The sequence below is a fragment of the Tsukamurella ocularis genome, assembly GCF_965138335.1.
GTDB lineage: Bacteria > Actinomycetota > Actinomycetes > Mycobacteriales > Mycobacteriaceae > Tsukamurella > Tsukamurella ocularis_A.
Map to the genome: position 1 here is coordinate 39251 of NZ_CBCSDV010000018.1, position 13801 is coordinate 53051.

Consider the following 13801-nt stretch of genomic DNA (forward strand, 5'->3'; position numbering starts at 1 on the left):
CTGCGGTCGGCGTTACCGGGGCGCGGGCGCGGCGGACCGCGGCAGCGGCTCCTGCGACTGCACCGCGGCCGCCAGTTCGGTGAAGCGCGGGACCGTGCCACCGCCGAAGACGACGATCACGGCACCGTCGACCTGGAGGACCCAGGCGCTGCGGTTCTTGTCGTTCGGCCCGTAGACCTGCCAGGTGCGTCCCTCGACGGGGACGGTGCCGGAGGGCTCGGCCTTCGCGCCGTAGACGGACTCGACCACCACGTCGAGTGGGGATCCCGACTGCGAGAGCTGCAGCGAGTTCTTCTCGGGCGTCACGTAGTTGACGGAGAAGACCTTGCCGCCGACCACGTCGTCGTCGCGGGTGGCGGTGGCCTTCCAGTCCGCGGGCACCCCGTCGACCACGCCCGCGCCGCCGGGCATCCGGACCGGGAACCCGAGCGTCTCCGCCGACACCTGGTACACGCCCTTCGGGTTGATCGCCTCGACGGTCTCGTCCTTCGGGTCGGCGCCGAAGCCGAGCTTGAAGTTGCCCGACGCGAACAGGACGATCAGGCACAGGGCGAGCAGCGGGACCATCGTGAGCACCATGTCACGGCGGTTCTGCAGGATCCGGGGTTTCTCAGCCACGCCGTCCAGTATCCCGGGCGCGACGTCCGGCGGTGGAGGCGGGCATGGTCCGGCCGCGCGGCTCGGGGGCCGTGGCCCGACCGGCCCCGTCGCCGACCGATAGGGCATGGAAGAATCGGGCGAGGCCCGCCGCGCCCACCCGCGCGCATCGAGATCCGGAGGAATCCATGTCCGATACCCACGCTGAGAAGAACCCGATCGCGCCGGACCGGAATCTGGCGATGGAGCTGGTCCGCGTGACCGAGGCCGGCGCGCTCGCCGCGGGCCGCTGGGTGGGGCGCGGCCAGAAGGAGTCGGGCGACGGTGCGGCCGTGGACGCGATGCGCCAGCTGGTCTCGACGGTCTCGATGAGCGGCGTGGTCGTGATCGGCGAGGGCGAGAAGGACGAGGCGCCCATGCTCTACAACGGCGAAGAGGTGGGCAACGGCTTCGGCCCGTCGACCGACGTCGCCGTGGACCCCGTCGACGGCACGACCCTGATGGCCAAGGGCATGCCCGGCTCGATCGCGGTGCTCGCGGTCGCCGAGCGCGGCGCGATGTACGACCCCTCGGCCGTGTTCTACATGAACAAGATCGCCGTGGGCCCCGAGGCCGCCGGCGTCATCGACATCCAGGCCCCCATCGCCGACAACATCGCCAAGGTCGCCAAGGCCAAGGGCATCAAGGTCACCGACGTCACGCTGACGGTGCTCGACCGTCCCCGGCACGAGCAGCTCATCGCCGACATCCGGGCGACCGGCGCGATCGTGCGCCTGATCTCCGACGGTGACGTGGCCGGTGCGATCGCCGCCGCCCGCCCCGAGGCCAAGACCGACATCCTGGTCGGCATCGGCGGCACGCCCGAGGGCATCATCGCCGCGGCCGCGCTGCGCTGCATGGGCGGCGAGATCCAGGGCACCCTGGCACCGTCGAACGACGAGGAGAAGCAGCGGCTCGCCGACCTGGGCATCGACCCGACCGAGGTCCTCGGCACCACCGACCTGGTGCGCGGCGAGCACGTCTACTTCGCCGCGACCGGCGTGACCGACGGCGACCTGCTGCGCGGTGTGAAGTACCGCGCCGACGGTGCCACCACGCAGTCGATCGTGATGCGCAGCAAGTCGGGCACCGTCCGCACCGTGGACGCGACGCACCGCCTGACCAAGCTGAAGACCTACGCGCAGATCTTCGACTGAGAGTGATCTTCTCCTCGGGCCCTGGGAAGTTTTCCGGGGCCCGAGTACGTTTCTGAGGTATGGCTAACAACGCTGACACCCCGGAGACCGAGTACCGCATCGAGCACGACACCATGGGCGAGGTCCGGGTGCCGGTGGACGCCCTGTGGCGGGCGCAGACCCAGCGCGCCGTCGAGAACTTCCCGATCAGCTTCCGCCCGCTCGAGCGCGCCCAGATCCGCGCCATGGGGCTGCTGAAGGCGGCCGCGGCGCAGGTGAACCAGGACCTCGGGCTGCTGGCGCCGGAGAAGGCGGCGGCGATCATCGCCGCCGCGCAGGAGATCGCCGACGGGCGGCACGACGACCAGTTCCCCATCGACGTCTTCCAGACCGGTTCGGGCACCAGTTCCAACATGAACGCCAACGAGGTGATCGCCTCCCTCGCCGCGCGTGCCGGTGTGCAAGTGCACCCCAACGACGACGTGAACATGTCGCAGTCGTCGAACGACACGTTCCCCACGGCGACGCACGTCGCGGCCACCGAGGCGGCCGTGACCACGCTGATCCCCGCGCTGGAGCACCTGCAGGCGGCCCTCGCCGGCAAATCCGCGGAGTGGCGCTCGGTGGTGAAGTCCGGCCGCACGCACCTCATGGACGCGGTGCCCGTGACGCTGGGCCAGGAGTTCGGCGGGTACGCGCGCCAGGTGGAGGCCGGCGTCGAGCGGGTCCGGGCGACGCTCCCCCGCGTCGGCGAGGTCCCCATCGGCGGCACCGCCGTGGGCACGGGTCTCAACGCGCCGGAGCGGTTCGGCTCGCTCGTCGTGGCCGAGCTGGTGCGGCTCACCGGGGTCGAGGACATCCGCCTGGCGAAGGACAACTTCGAGGCGCAGGCGGCGCGCGACGGACTGGTCGAGCTCTCGGGCGCGCTGCGCACGATCGCGATCTCGCTCACCAAGATCGCCAACGACGTGCGCTGGATGGGCTCCGGCCCACTCACCGGCCTCGGCGAGATCGCCCTGCCGGACCTGCAGCCCGGCAGCTCCATCATGCCCGGCAAGGTGAACCCGGTGCTGCCCGAGGCGGTGACGCAGGTGGCCGCGCAGGTGATCGGCAACGACGCCGCGGTGGCCTGGGGCGGCGGCAACGGCGCCTTCGAACTCAACGTCTACATCCCGATGATGGCGCGCAACGTGCTCGAGTCGATCATGTTGCTGTCCAACGTCTCGCGGCTGTTCGCGGACCGCTGCATCCGCGGCCTGCTGGCCCACGAGGACCGGCTGCAGACGCTGGCCGCATCGTCGCCGTCCATCGTGACGCCGCTCAACTCGCTGATCGGCTACGAGGAGGCCGCCGCCGTCGCGAAGCAGGCGCTGCGGGAGGGCAAGACCATCCGGCAGACGGTCATCGACCGCGGGCTGATCGGCGAGTCGCTGACCCTGGAGGAGCTGGATCGCCGGCTGGACGTGCTGGCCATGGCCAACGTCGACCGGGAACGGTGAGGCCTGCTCGCGCGGCCGCGCGCTCGCGTCACGCGGGCCGGCGGCCGGGCCGGGCGGGCCGGCGACCGGGCCGGGCGGCCGATCAGGTGAGGCTGGCGGCGCCGATGGCGCCGTAGGGCGCCGCGGCGGGCGCGCACTCACCGTCGGTCGCGAGGGCCGAGACCGTCACCGACCGGGCCCCGTCGAGCGGGATGGCGAGGTTCTGCGGCCGGCCGTCGCGCGAGAGGGTGGCGGCCAGCTCGGTCCGCCCGTCGACGATGACCGAGACGCGGACCCGCAGGTCCGCCGGTGTGTGGGGCTGGAGGCCCAGCACGCCGGTGAGCTTGGCGAACTCGCCGCCGAGCCGGTAGACGGCCGTCGAGGCGGTGCCCTCGCACCCGATCCACACGCCGGTCGCACTGCGGTAGGTGGCGCCCGCCAGCGTCGCGGTGAGGGGCTGGCCGGTATCGCCGACGGCGCTGGAGGCGGCCAGGCGCGCGTAGAGCGGCGTCCCCGTCGGCGTGGCGCTCACCGGCGTCGCCTCGACCACCGACGCCCGCTTCGCCTCGGCGCTGTGCCCACCGCTGCGGTCGTCGCTCGACGATGCCGCCGGTCCGCCGCAGCCGGCGACCGCCACCGCGCCCGCGACCGCGCAGATCGCCGAAGTGAAACTTGTTCTCCATCTCACAGGAGAAGGGTAGCCCCTGGCGGCCGTCGGCGGCCGCAGTCAGCGACGGTCGGCGAGGAAGTACGAGGCGCCCGCGGCCACCGCCGCGACGCCCAGCACCGACGGCCACGCCCCGATCTTCTTCGCCAGCGGGTGCGAGGCGCCGAATCCGCCGAGGTAGACCGCCCCGAGCGCGGCGGCCGTGCCCGGGCCCGCCTTCGCGTTCCAGCCCTGCGCAGCCGCGGCGCCCGCCGCGGCGAGCACGACGCCGCCGAGCGGCCGGATCCCCGTCTCGCGCGCCACGTAGTAGCCGCCCACGAGTCCCGCCGCAGCGATCGGCGCGGTGCCGATCCGGTCGATGATGTTCGTCATGCCCCGACCCTACCCACTACGTCGCGTAGTAGACCTGTGTCTCGCGTCGCACGGTGCGATTGCCAGCGGTTTCGGTGCACGAATCGCAGGTCGGCACCGCCGAATCCACTGGCAACCGAGGCCGACGGTTCTCGAGGTGATTCCTCGTGCCGACGGCGGTCGGCTCGCGGTAGGTTCTTCGCGGGGAGGTCAGCATGGCACTGGAACAGGGTGAGGTCTTCGCCGGCTACACGGTCGTGCGTCGGCTCGGAGCGGGCGGCATGGGCGAGGTCTATCTCGCGCAGCACCCGCGACTGCCCCGGCAGGACGCGATCAAGGTGTTGCCTCCGCATCTCGCTTCCGACGAGGCATTCCGGCTCAGGTTCCTCCGCGAAGCCGACCTCGCCGCGGGGCTGAATCACCCGAACATCGTCGGCGTACTCGACCGCGGCGACGACGACGGGCGGCTGTGGCTGTCGATGCCGTACATCGACGGGGTCGATGCGGCGGAACGCCTGCGTTCGAGTCCACATGGTCTGCCACTCGCCGACGTCGCGGCCATCATCAGCGATACGGCGTCCGCGCTGGACTACGCCCATCGCCGAGGCGTGCTCCACCGCGACGTGAAGCCCGCCAATGTACTTCTCGACGGGTCCCGAGCGCTCCTATCGGATTTCGGGATAGCCCGCGCCGCCGGCGACACGTCGGACCTCACGGCGACGGGGACGACCATCGGCTCCGTCGCCTATGCGGCACCGGAGCAACTCCGAGGCGAGCCGGTCGGCCCCGCGGCCGACATCTACTCCCTGGCCGCCACCACGTACGCGCTGCTCACGGGACTCCGGCCGTTCGACCGCAGTAGCCCCGCGGCCGTGGTCGCCGCCGCACTCGAGGCCCAGGTCCCGTCGGCGCTCTCGGCCCGTCCCGATCTGCCTCCGACCATCGACGCGGTCCTCGCACGGGGGATGGCGCGCGCCCCGCATGACCGCCCCGCGACGGCGGGACAGTTCGCCGCCGAACTGTCGGCATCGGCCGCCGGCTCGGGTGACCCCACGATGATCAGACCGGCCTCCCCGGATCGTCGGTACGACACCACCATGATCGCGCCCTCCCCCACGCCGCTGCCGACACCTCCGGCTCAGAGCGCCGCAGAATCGACGACGCCGGGTGGACCACGCCGACGTTGGGTTCTCCCGGCCGTCACCGCGGCGGCGGTACTCGTGGGCGCCTCTGTCGCCGGAACGGTCGTCCTCACCCGCCCCGATCGGTCCGGAACTCCCGCTGCAGCAACCGATTCCCCAACGGGCACTGCGGTGTCCCCGGCGGCAGGAGTCGCCACGACCGCCGCCGCACCACCGACGGTGACAGTCCAGCCGACTGCGACGGTGACCGCCTCGCCCGTGCGACCTTCGTCGGACCTCGGGCTCGCCAAGCCGGTGAGCACGCCCGCGTGCGACGGCCGGTACATCCTCGTGCTCGTCTCCATCGAGGAGTCGAACCCGTCGTTGCGCGCACTCATCGGCGAACGACTCACCGCTGAGCCCACCGCGCAGTACTTCTACAGCGGCACTCTCAATTGCAACTCGATCAATTCGGTCGACGTGAACGGCGAGCGGTTCTACACGCCGTACATCGACTACGGAACGAATGTGAGCGCGGCCTGTTACGCGGTGCAACACAGGAACCAGACCTACGTGCGCACCCTCCGCAACGGCGTCGCGATCAGCACGAATCCCTGCGGGTAACTTGGACACCATGAGTACGCCGCGCTGGTTCACGGACACCAAGGAAGGCCACAGCGAGTGGTACGTCGAGCGGTTCCGCACGATGGCGCGCGAGGGTGCGGACCTCGCCGGTGAGGCGCGACTCGTGGACGCGATGGTGGGGCGGAACTCCCGGATCCTCGACGCGGGCTGCGGGCCGGGCAGGCTCGGCGGCTACCTGCACTCGGTCGGCCACGACGTGACCGGTGTGGACGTCGACCCGGTCCTGATCGCGGCCGCGGAACAGGATCACCCCGGGCCGCGGTGGCTGGTGCAGGACCTCGCTCAGCTGGACCTCGACGGCACCTTCGACGCCATCGTGTGCGCGGGGAACGTGCTGGTCTTCGTGGCCGAGGGCACGGAGACGACGGTGCTGCGGAACTTCCGTCGGCACCTCAAGGACGACGGCTTCGCGATCGTCGGCTTCCACACCAACCGCGGCCTGAGCCCCGACCGGTTGGACGCCCACGCCGCCGAGGCCGGCCTGCGCACCGATCTGCGCCTGGCGACGTGGGACGTCAAGCCCTGGCACGACGGCGCCGACTTCGCCGTCACCGTTCTCCGCCCCGCCTGAGCCGGGACCAGCGGGCACCCCCTCAGCTGAGAGTGTCCAGATCGATCGTGACGTCGAACGGCGTCGAGGTCGAGAACACGCCCCCGACCCATTCGCCGGAGTAGGCACCGTCGACGAGCGTCAGTACCTCCATGCGCTTCTCATCGACGTCGAGGATCCAGTAGTGCTCGATCCCCGCGTCCGCGTACTCGCTGCGCTTCATCACGAGATCGACACGGCGCGTACCGGGCGACAGGATCTCGATGGCGACGAGAACGTCCTGAGCAGTGAGGATCTCCTCCTCGTCGCCGCGACAGATCACGAGGTCAGGGACACGCACGGTGACCGGAGTGCGCGCGTCGATGATCACGTCGGGTTCAGGCGTCACGCGCACGCCCGCGGGCCGTTGCTGCAGCAATCGGCTACCGAGTGCGAGCATCACGTTCTGGTGCCGCTGGCGCGGTCGCGGTGACACGATCAGGACCCCCTCCTGAACCTCGTACCGCTGCGACGCGTCCTCCCCCAAGGCACGCCAATCGTCGAGCGACATGAGATCGCGACGACGAGCTGCGGCAGTCATGTCGCGAGTGTAGGCCGCGCGGACCGCTCACCCAAGTGCGTTGTCCACAGGCAACAGTGGGAAGGGCTACCGCTCCTTCGAGCGCACCCGGATCCCGCTGAGCGGCAGGGCCACCTCACCCGACGGGTCGGTGAAGAAGTCGTTGCCCTTGTCGTCGACCACGATGAAGGCGGGGAAGTTCTCGACGTCGATCTTCCACACCGCCTCCATGCCGAGCTCGGGGTACTCGATGACCTCCTGCGACTTGATGCAGTCGAGGGCGAGGCGCGCGGCGGGGCCGCCGATGGAGCCCAGGTAGAAGCCGCCGTGCTCGTTGCAGGCCTGGGTGACCTGCTTGGACCGATTGCCCTTGGCCAACATGATCATCGAGCCGCCGGCCGCCTGGAACTGGTCGACGTAGCTGTCCATGCGGCCCGCCGTCGTGGGGCCGAAGGAGCCGGACGCCATGCCCTCCGGCGTCTTCGCCGGGCCGGCGTAGTAGACCGGGTGATCCTTGAGGTACTGCGGCATGGGCTGCCCCGAGTCCAGCAGCTCCTTGATCTTGGCGTGCGCGATGTCGCGGGCCACCACCAGCGGGCCGGTCAGCGACAGCCGGGTCTTGACCGGATACTTCGACAGCTCGGCGAGGACCTCGGGCATCGGCCGGTTCAGGTCGATCTCCACGACGGCGCCGCCCTCGATGTCCTCGGCGACACCGGCATCCGGCATGTACTGCGCGGGGTCGGTCTCCAACTGCTCCAGGAAGACACCGTCGGCCGTGATCTTGCCGAGCGCCTGGCGATCCGCGGAGCAGGAGACGGCGATCGCGACGGGCAGCGAGGCGCCGTGCCGCGGCAGGCGCACCACGCGCACGTCGTGGCAGAAGTACTTGCCGCCGAACTGCGCGCCGATGCCGAAGGACTGGGTCAGCTCGAAGACCTTCTCCTCCAGTTCCTTGTCCCGGAACCCGTGTGCCGCGATGGAACCGGTCTCGGGCAGCTCGTCGAGGTAGTGCGCCGAGGCGTACTTGGCAGTCTTGAGCGCGAACTCGGCCGACGTGCCGCCGATGACGATCGCGAGGTGGTACGGCGGGCAGGCCGCGGTGCCGAGCGAGCGGATCTTCTCGTCGAGGAACGTCAGGATGCGGTCCGGGTTGAGGATCGCCTTCGTCTCCTGGAACAGGAAGGACTTGTTGGCCGAGCCGCCGCCCTTGGCCATGAACAGGAACTTGTACTCCGGCCCCTTCGGCCCCTGCTCGGTGGCGTAGATCTCCACCTGCGCCGGCAGGTTGGTGCCGGTGTTCTTCTCCTCGTACATGGTGATCGGCGCGTTCTGCGAGTACCGCAGGTTGAGCTTGGTGTACGCGTCGTAGACGCCGCGGGAGACCCACTCGCCGTCGTCGACGCCCGTGAGCACGCCCTCGGACTTCTTGCCCATGACGATGGCGGTGCCGGTGTCCTGGCACATCGGCAGCACGCCGCCGGCGGAGATGTTGACGTTCTTGAGCAGGTCGAGCGCCACGAAGCGGTCGTTGCCCGACGCCTCGGGATCGTCGATGATCTTCCGCAGCTGCTGCAGGTGCGCGGGCCGCAGGTAGTGGCTGATGTCGTGCATCGCCTCCGCGGTCAGCTGCTGCAGCGCCTCGGGCGCGACCTTGAGGAACTTCTGCCCGTCGACCTCCAAGGTCTCGACGCCCTCGGCCGTCACGAGCCGGTACGGCGTCGAGTCGGGACCGATGGGCAGCAGGTCGGAATAGATGAATTCGGGGCTGTTCGAAGTCACGTATCGAGGGTATTCCTCCCGGTTCGGCCGGTCCGGGTTAGGTTGCCCTACCTGCGGGAACCATGCCCGACGGTGCGCCTCACGCCAGCGCCGCCGCGCCCAGCCCCGCCGCGGCGGCCGCGCACAGCCACGCGCGGCCCACATTCCAAGCGCCCCAGGTGCGCGCGTACTCCGCCCAGTCGACGGCGCCGGCCCCGAGCCGCTGGTTGAGCGGCACGTTCACCGCCATCGTCGAGACGCACGCGGCGACGGCACAGACCGCCGCCACCAGCGCGGCGACCCCGGCCGCACGCGCACCGTCGGCCACCAGCAGCCAGCCGGCGGAGACCACCGCCACCACGGGCGCCAGGAGGAACAGCGCGATGAACGGCGGCCGCTCCACCGCCGCGTTCATCCGGATCATCGCCTCGGCGCCGGCGGCGGCGCGCTGCCCGGTGATCACCGTGGCGTAGGCGAAGTAGAAGCCTGCCAGGATCGCGTTGAGCAGGGCGGCGGCGCCGAGGAGCGCGGGGATCGTCATGCCCCCAGCATTCCCGCCCGCGGCACCGTCAGACCCCCACTCCGTGACTTAGCAGCGTTAGCCCAGAAGAATCCGCAGGTGGATCTCCGGGCTAACGCTGTTAAGTCGGGAGCGGGGCGGCCGAATCCGTCAGCGGAAGCCGAAGAGCGGCGGGAGGGCGAGGGCGACGACCGCGGCCCACGCCGCGTAGGCGGGCAGCGTGCTCGTCTGCCAACGCTCGATCGCGGCGAAGTCCCTGCTCCCCCGGACGAATCCGAGCCCGCGCCACGCCGCGCCCGCGAGGATCACCAGCAGGATCAGATTCAGCCCCAGCACGGCGGCCTTGTTCGGCGACGTGCCGAACTCCGCGGTCCGGGTGATCATCGCGACGAGCACCACGAGGTCCACGGCGATCGCCGCGACCACGAGCGCCACCTGCAGCCGGTCGAAGACGTCGGGGCGGCGGCGCGGATCGCGGGCGGAGACCGCGTACAACAGCAGTCCGACGACGAGCACGAGCACCACCGTCATGAGCACCAGCAGGTCACGGTCGGCGCCGATCAGGCCGGGCCGGGAGGCGAAGGCGCCCAGCACCACGACGAGCATGACCAGCGTGATGGGAGTGAAGATCCTGGTCAGGACCGGCGCGATGTTCTCGATCACCTCCTGCTTGGCCTCCACCAGCCACGCGGCGACCAGCACGGCGCCGCCGACGCACACCGGCAGCGCCCACTCGGTGACCGGCGACTCCGCGTCCAGCCCGACGGCGCCGAGTGCGGCGATGGTCAGCCCCGTGATCGCGCCGCCGCCGAGGGCGATGAGCAGGAAGTAGATGACGAACTCGCCCGTGAATCGGACGAAGTCCATGCGCCGGGGCGCCGAGCGCCACGCGCCGCCCGTGTAGGCGACGCCGACGCCGAACCACAGCACCACCGGCGCCGCGACCACGGCCAGCACCTCGGTGGAGCCGCCCGACGCGAACGGGTACGCCGCGAGCACCCCCGCCATCACCGCGAACCCACCGAGCACCGCAGCCGCGGCCCGCACCGGCATCGCCCGCTTCCACGCGAAGTAGGCGACGAGGAACGGCGCGACCGCGAAGCCGACGAACCGCGGCGACGCGTCGCCCAGCAGGTGCAGCACCGCCAGCAGCGCCAGTCCCGCTCCGGCGCCCAACGCGAGCACCACGGGCAACTCACCGCGCCGCCCGGTCTCGTTCTGGCCGCCGCCGAGCACGAGCTGCTTCCACAGCCGATCGGAGTGTTCGCGGGCGAACTCGTGGGCCACCGCGTCGGCCGCGCCCATCCGCTTGACCGCCACGAGGAAGGACTCGTCGCCGTCGAGGCCGCGCGCCTCGAGATCGGCGATCGACTCGCGCAGGTGCGACTCCAGCTCGTCGACCTCCTCGGCGCGCATCCGACGCCGGCCCTCCAGGTAGCCGCGCCACTGCCGGATCTGCGTGTCGACCGGGCCGGTCATGCGAGTCCCGGCTGCGGTGCGCCGTCGGCCCACAGGCCGTCGAGGGCGGCGCTGACGACGCGCCACTGGTCCCGACGGTCGGCGAGCGCCTCCCGCCCCGCCGGCGTGATGGCGTAGTGCTTGCGCTTACGCCCCGTATCGGCGACCTCCCACCGCGATTCCACCTGCCCGAAGCGTTCGAGCCGGTGCAGGAGCGGATAGAGCATCCCGTCCGACCAGTCGAGACGCCCGCCCGAGAGCTCGCGGATGCGCGTGAGGATCGCGTACCCGTAGCTGTCGCCGCGGCTGAGGATGCTCAGCACCAGCGGGGTCGCCGACGCGGCGACCAGGTCCTTGTCGATGTGCATCCGGCCTCCATACCTAGAACCATTAGGTATAGATATACCTTGCGGTCCTAGGTATGGCAACGGGGTCCGTTTCGAAACCGACCTCCCGGGAGCGCACGGCGAAGCATGTCCATCGTGGTCGCGCAGGAGGCCGGTTTCGGAACCGGCTCACGCGCCGGGGGCGAACTCCTCCAGCATCTCGGTGACCAGCGCGGCGATGGGCGAGCGCTCGGACCGGGTGAGCGTGACGTGCGCGAACAGCGGGTGCCCCTTGAGCTTCTCGATCACGGCGGCGACACCGTCGTGGCGGCCGACGCGCAGGTTGTCGCGCTGCGCGACGTCGTGTGTGAGCACCACCCGCGAGCCTGAGCCGAGGCGCGAGAGGACCGTGAGCAGCACGTTGCGCTCCAGGGATTGCGCCTCGTCGACGATGACGAACGAGTCGTGCAGCGAGCGGCCGCGGATGTGCGTGAGCGGCAGCACTTCGAGCATCCCGCGCGACATCACCTCGTCCATCACCTCGGGCGAGGCGAGCCCGTCGAGGGTGTCGTAGACCGCCTGCGCCCACGGCCCCATCTTCTCGTTCTCGGAACCGGGCAGGTAGCCCAGGTCCTGGCCGCCCACGGCGTACAGCGGTCGGAAGACGACGACCTTGCGCTGCGTGCGCTTCTCCAGCACCGCCTCGAGGCCCGCGCACAGGGCCAGCGCCGACTTTCCGGTGCCGGCCTTGCCGCCGAGGGAGACGATGCCCACCGACTCGTCGAGAAGCAGATCCAGCGCGACGCGCTGCTCGGCGCTGCGGCCGTGCAGCCCGAACGCCTCGCGGTCGCCGCGCACCAGCTGCAGCTGCTTCTCCGCGGTCACCCGGCCCAGCGCGCTCGACGTGCCGCCCAGCAGCCGAACGCCGGTGTTGCACGGCAGCTCCCGCGCCGCGTCGTGATCGACGACGCCGCCCGCGAACAGCGCATCGATCACCTCGCGGGAGACCTCCAGCTCCTCCATGCCGGTCCAGCCGGACGTCACCACGTCCTGCGCCCGGTACTCGTCGGCGGGCAGGCCCACGGCGCCGGCCTTGACCCGCAGCGGGATGTCCTTCGAGACCAGCACCACGTCGCGGCCCTCAGCGCGCAGGTTCAGCGCGCACGCGAGGATGCGGGAGTCGTTGGTCTCCGTGCGGAAGCCGACCGGCAGCACCGTCGGATCGATGTGGTTGAGCTCCACCTGCACCGTGCCTCCGCCCGGCGTGGGAATCGGCTGGTCGAGGCGGCCGTGCTCGAGCCGCATGTCGTCGAGCATGCGCAGGGACTCGCGGGCGAACCAGCCGAGCTCGGCGTGGTGACGCTTGCCCTCGAGTTCGCTGATCACCACGAGCGGGAGCACGACGTCGTGCTCGGCGAAGCGGGTGATGGCCCAGGGATCGGACAGCAGGACGGAGGTGTCGAGCACGTACGTGCGGGGGGTCTCACGGAAAGACACGGTGACGCTCCTAGCCTGCGCGGCGCCCACGCAAGCGTGTAGCTGCGGCCGGCCGGTCCAAACGTCTCGGTGCGCGGTCTACGCCCCGACGACGAGGACCGGGGCCGGCCCTCTCGCGACGATGAGTCGAGTCACGGTTGGAACCTCCCGGGACGAACTGCTTCCCCGCAATCCGTCACCGCCAAACTAACGCCGAACGCGCCGCCCGGACGGGACCCGGGGCGGCGCGTTCGTTAACAGTTCGTGACGAGTTAGAGCGCGAGGCCCCACGTCGCGAGGAGCCCGTTGAGGATCTCGCGGTCCCGCTCGGGCGAGCTGATGCCGGCCTCGGTGACGACGCGGCGGGCCTCGTCGAGGCCGTCGGCGGTCTCGGCGCCGATCGGCGACGCGAGCCGCGCCTGGCCGAGCAGGGCCTCCTTGACATGGCCCTCGTTGACGTCGAGCGCGACGGTGAGCAGCTCGGTCCAGTACTGCTGCTGCACGCGGTCGTCGTTCGCGACCTTGCGAAGGGTGGTGACCAGGCCGGCCGGCGTGCCCTCGGCGTTCTCGGCGTAGTCGGCGAGGCGGTCGAAGTAGTCGGCGGAGAGCGCCTCGTGGACGATCACCATGGCGATCTGCTCGGCGATGTGGATCTCGTCCCGGGTGCCCTCGTACTGGCGGTAGCCGCGGGTCACGGCCTCCAGGCGCCACATCTCCAGCTGCTGGACGTCGCAGGTGCGGCTGACCACGACGTGGTCGCGCAGCGCGATGCCGTGGCGGTTCTCCTCGGCGGTCCAGTGGCCGACGAACTTGCCCCAGTCCGACTCGATGAGGTGGTGCTGCGCCAGCAGGCGGTGGAAGGACGGCAGGTGGTCCTTGGTCAGCAGGCCGAGGACCAGGCCGTTGCTGACCACGGCGTCGACCTTGACGTCGGCCGGAACGAAGTCCTCGCCGCCGAGGAAGGCGTAGTTGCGGCCGTCGTCCCACGGGATGTAGTCGTGCGGCTGCCAGGCGTCGCCGGCCTCGACGTAAGCCGCGCGGATGTCCGGCAGCGCCTTGTCGATGGCGAGCGTCAGGTCGTCCTCTGAAGTGCTGGAAGTCACCCGGACACTGTAAG

The 13801-nt window shown here is 70.8% G+C and carries 14 protein-coding genes; 4 read left to right on the plus strand and 10 right to left on the minus strand.

Annotated elements, in window-relative coordinates; all coding sequences use genetic code 11:
* Positions 1-12: 12 nt before the first annotated feature.
* Complete coding sequence (locus tag ACNAYW_RS16420; RefSeq protein WP_415850732.1) at positions 13-618, minus strand: DUF4245 domain-containing protein; 606 nt, start codon at positions 616-618, stop codon at positions 13-15.
* Between the two features lie 167 nt (positions 619-785).
* Here ACNAYW_RS16420 and glpX point away from each other — a divergent pair, with 167 nt between their 5' ends.
* Positions 786-1793: a class II fructose-bisphosphatase gene (gene glpX / locus ACNAYW_RS16425; RefSeq protein WP_415850733.1), complete on the plus strand. Its 1008-nt coding sequence runs from the start codon at positions 786-788 to the stop codon at positions 1791-1793.
* A 59-nt stretch (positions 1794-1852) separates the two neighbouring features.
* Entirely contained in the window at positions 1853-3271 is a 1419-nt protein-coding gene (locus ACNAYW_RS16430) for a class II fumarate hydratase (RefSeq protein ID WP_415850734.1), read from the plus strand.
* An 82-nt stretch (positions 3272-3353) separates the two neighbouring features.
* Here the strand turns inward: ACNAYW_RS16430 and ACNAYW_RS16435 are convergent, their stop codons facing one another.
* Together ACNAYW_RS16435 and ACNAYW_RS16440 are read right to left on the minus strand one after the other, a co-directional pair.
* On the minus strand, positions 3354-3938 hold the full coding sequence (locus ACNAYW_RS16435; RefSeq protein WP_415850735.1) for an NPCBM/NEW2 domain-containing protein: 585 nt from the start codon (positions 3936-3938) through the stop codon (positions 3354-3356).
* Positions 3939-3977: 39 nt separating this feature from the next.
* Positions 3978-4289: a hypothetical protein gene (locus ACNAYW_RS16440; RefSeq protein ID WP_415850736.1), complete on the minus strand. Its 312-nt coding sequence runs from the start codon at positions 4287-4289 to the stop codon at positions 3978-3980.
* Positions 4290-4483: 194 nt separating this feature from the next.
* On the opposite strand from ACNAYW_RS16440, the gene ACNAYW_RS16445 reads away from it, so the two are divergent.
* A complete protein-coding gene (locus tag ACNAYW_RS16445; protein ID WP_415850737.1) occupies positions 4484-6013 on the plus strand; it encodes a serine/threonine-protein kinase in 1530 nt (509 codons plus the stop codon).
* Positions 6014-6023: 10 nt separating this feature from the next.
* Entirely contained in the window at positions 6024-6605 is a 582-nt protein-coding gene (locus tag ACNAYW_RS16450) for a class I SAM-dependent DNA methyltransferase (RefSeq protein WP_415850738.1), read from the plus strand.
* A 22-nt stretch (positions 6606-6627) separates the two neighbouring features.
* On the opposite strand, the gene ACNAYW_RS16455 is transcribed toward ACNAYW_RS16450, so the two are convergent.
* The 7 genes from ACNAYW_RS16455 to ACNAYW_RS16485 all read right to left on the minus strand — a co-directional run bounded on the left by ACNAYW_RS16455 (position 6628) and on the right by ACNAYW_RS16485 (position 13787).
* The gene (locus tag ACNAYW_RS16455) at positions 6628-7134 is read right to left on the minus strand and encodes a Uma2 family endonuclease (protein ID WP_415850739.1); all 507 of its coding nucleotides are present in this window, start codon (positions 7132-7134) and stop codon (positions 6628-6630) included.
* 96 nt (positions 7135-7230) lie between these two features.
* The gene (locus ACNAYW_RS16460) at positions 7231-8925 is read right to left on the minus strand and encodes a fumarate hydratase (RefSeq protein WP_415850740.1); all 1695 of its coding nucleotides are present in this window, start codon (positions 8923-8925) and stop codon (positions 7231-7233) included.
* 79 nt (positions 8926-9004) lie between these two features.
* Positions 9005-9445 carry an anthrone oxygenase family protein gene (locus tag ACNAYW_RS16465; protein ID WP_415850741.1) on the minus strand — a complete coding sequence of 147 codons (441 nt, stop codon included), beginning with the start codon at positions 9443-9445 and terminating at the stop codon, positions 9005-9007.
* A 129-nt stretch (positions 9446-9574) separates the two neighbouring features.
* Complete coding sequence (locus ACNAYW_RS16470) at positions 9575-10903, minus strand: permease prefix domain 1-containing protein (protein ID WP_415850742.1); 1329 nt, start codon at positions 10901-10903, stop codon at positions 9575-9577.
* Positions 10900-11250 (minus strand): PadR family transcriptional regulator, encoded by a 351-nt coding sequence (locus ACNAYW_RS16475; RefSeq protein ID WP_415850743.1) that lies wholly within the window; start codon positions 11248-11250, stop codon positions 10900-10902. The genes ACNAYW_RS16470 and ACNAYW_RS16475 overlap by 4 nt, the downstream gene beginning before the upstream one ends.
* Before the next feature lie 147 nt (positions 11251-11397).
* Complete coding sequence (locus ACNAYW_RS16480) at positions 11398-12675, minus strand: PhoH family protein (RefSeq protein ID WP_415850801.1); 1278 nt, start codon at positions 12673-12675, stop codon at positions 11398-11400.
* 281 nt (positions 12676-12956) lie between these two features.
* The gene (locus ACNAYW_RS16485) at positions 12957-13787 is read right to left on the minus strand and encodes an acyl-ACP desaturase (protein WP_415850744.1); all 831 of its coding nucleotides are present in this window, start codon (positions 13785-13787) and stop codon (positions 12957-12959) included.
* Between the last annotated feature and the right edge of the window lie 14 nt (positions 13788-13801).

Coding starts and splice junctions, on each gene's coding strand:
- glpX (WP_415850733.1), top strand. CDS start 786: ATGTCCGATACCCACGCTGAGAAGAACCCGATCGCGCCGGACCGGAAT.
- ACNAYW_RS16430 (WP_415850734.1), top strand. CDS start 1,853: ATGGCTAACAACGCTGACACCCCGGAGACCGAGTACCGCATCGAGCAC.
- ACNAYW_RS16440 (WP_415850736.1), bottom strand. CDS start 4,289: ATGACGAACATCATCGACCGGATCGGCACCGCGCCGATCGCTGCGGCG.
- ACNAYW_RS16445 (WP_415850737.1), top strand. CDS start 4,484: ATGGCACTGGAACAGGGTGAGGTCTTCGCCGGCTACACGGTCGTGCGT.
- ACNAYW_RS16450 (WP_415850738.1), top strand. CDS start 6,024: ATGAGTACGCCGCGCTGGTTCACGGACACCAAGGAAGGCCACAGCGAG.
- ACNAYW_RS16455 (WP_415850739.1), bottom strand. CDS start 7,134: ATGTCGCTCGACGATTGGCGTGCCTTGGGGGAGGACGCGTCGCAGCGG.
- ACNAYW_RS16465 (WP_415850741.1), bottom strand. CDS start 9,445: ATGACGATCCCCGCGCTCCTCGGCGCCGCCGCCCTGCTCAACGCGATC.
- ACNAYW_RS16470 (WP_415850742.1), bottom strand. CDS start 10,903: ATGACCGGCCCGGTCGACACGCAGATCCGGCAGTGGCGCGGCTACCTG.
- ACNAYW_RS16475 (WP_415850743.1), bottom strand. CDS start 11,250: ATGCACATCGACAAGGACCTGGTCGCCGCGTCGGCGACCCCGCTGGTG.